Genomic DNA, 1,763 nt, shown 5'->3' with positions numbered 1-1,763 from the left:
TACGCTCACAGTTTGTCGGCGACCCAGAGATGGAAGAACTCATGGTCGCGAAGGCGCTCCAATATTGGGACAGGACCGTGGGCCGGGCCGCTCTCTCAGTGGAGCAACAGGTCGCTGCGGTCGAGGAGCAGAAGCGAATTCGCGACCCACAGCGAGGTGGGCAGGGGGCAGTCGCAGGTCCGCCGACTGAGTTCGTCAGTGGGCTCGGCGAAGACCTAGAGTCCCTGTTCCAGCGCTTGCCGCAACTTAGGTAATGGCACTCCTAGATCAGTTGCGAACCATCCGCTCGGCTCGCACGGCGGGTGCGGGGGCTACGGGTGCGCTCGGGAAGTTGGCGCAGATCAGGGCCCAGCGGAAGCGCTCGCGTCTCGCCACCCTCCCCGAACTCCAGCAAGAGTCAGAAGAACTCGAAGCGCTCCAGCAGGCCACCGGGGCGAACGAGATCGCGCAGGACCAGCCGGGGTTCTTCGCCCGCACGCTCGACGTGCTGCAGGGCTTCAACTTCGCCACGGCGGGCTTCGCCGACGAGATCGCGCAGGGCAAGGGGCTCGGGGCTGCGACGGCTCGCGCCACACGAGAGCTGTTGTCTTCCGCCCGATCGCTCCCGCTGCTCTCGTCCATCATCCCCGACGTCGAGGCGCAGAAAGAGACCTTCGGGCAGGTGCTCGAGAGCGCCGGGGTTGGCACCGTCACGCTCGGCGACGCCCTGCCGGCGCTCGAAGGCACATGGTTCGGCAGTTTCGTCAACACCCGCGGCACCCTCGGGCTCGCCCTCGACATCGCAACGGACCCGCTGAGTTACTTCCATTTTGGCCTTGGTGGTGCGATACGTAAAACATTCACTGGGCTTGGAACTAAGCTACTAACCAAGCGTGGTCAAAAGTTGGTCAGCGGCGAACTCTCCACAATCCGAAAGTCGTTGGATGACCCCAGAAAGGCCCAGGAAATCCTACTAGGCGCTGGAGAGGACGTGATCGGTCGCCAATCCAGGCAGGCCGGACTGGACAGGGCATACGGGATCGGCCGTCTGGAGGCCGCTGACGAGGCCACGGAAGGCGTACTCCAGCGTCTTGCCTTCGATCAGGCCATCGAGAAGCACGGGGCGGATGCGATTCTGGACCAGGGCGGTATCAAATGGTGGGGCCGCCCCGTGGTCAAAGGGAAGACCCTGCGGGCAATCACATCGAAGTTCGGCGAGCCTGCGACCAAGGCGCTCCAGAGATTCTCCTGGGGCGATCGCGTTATCACCGGGGCTGAGAAGACTTACCAGGGGATGCGGAAGGTCATCACCGGGATCTTCCACCCGTTCGAGCGCTTGGCCGATCTCCCTGAGTCCACGCGAGAGTTCGTGATCGCTGCGGCTCGCCGTATGCGCAAGGGCGAAGCGCTGCTCGCCGGCCGGTACACGGCTCGGGTCATGGACTCTGACTGGTTCAAGTTCTTTCAGGACAACCCGAAGCTCGTTGAAGGCTCCGTGTCGGCGATCGAGGACGGAGCGGTCAACGGCATACAGAACGAAGCGCAGCGCGTCGCCTCCCGGGGCGTTTCTGACTTCCTCGAGGAACTCGGCGAAGACGCCGTGGCCCTGGGGATGATTACCCCAGAGCAGTTCTCGACACGCGGCGGGAACTACTTCGCCCACTTCTTCGAGAACAACCCGGAAGAGTTCACCGAAGTGTGGCAGTCGTGGGCGGGTCGGCTGTCCCAGGTCTCGGGCAAGCACAACAAGGAGCGTGTGTTCGAGACCCTCAAGGATGCCGAGC

1 protein-coding gene is annotated in these 1,763 nt (G+C 63.6%); it reads left to right on the top strand.

The window, feature by feature from the left end; all coding sequences use genetic code 11:
- Positions 1-253: 253 nt before the first annotated feature.
- On the top strand, positions 254-1,763 hold a 1,510-nt coding region (locus tag GY725_11635), incomplete at its 3' end, for a hypothetical protein (protein ID MCP4004838.1).

Source organism: bacterium (assembly GCA_024226335.1).
Classification (GTDB): domain Bacteria; phylum Myxococcota_A; class UBA9160; order SZUA-336; family SZUA-336; genus JAAELY01.
Note: the sequence above shows the minus strand (reverse complement) of the source record. Positions and strands in the feature narration are given on the sequence as shown.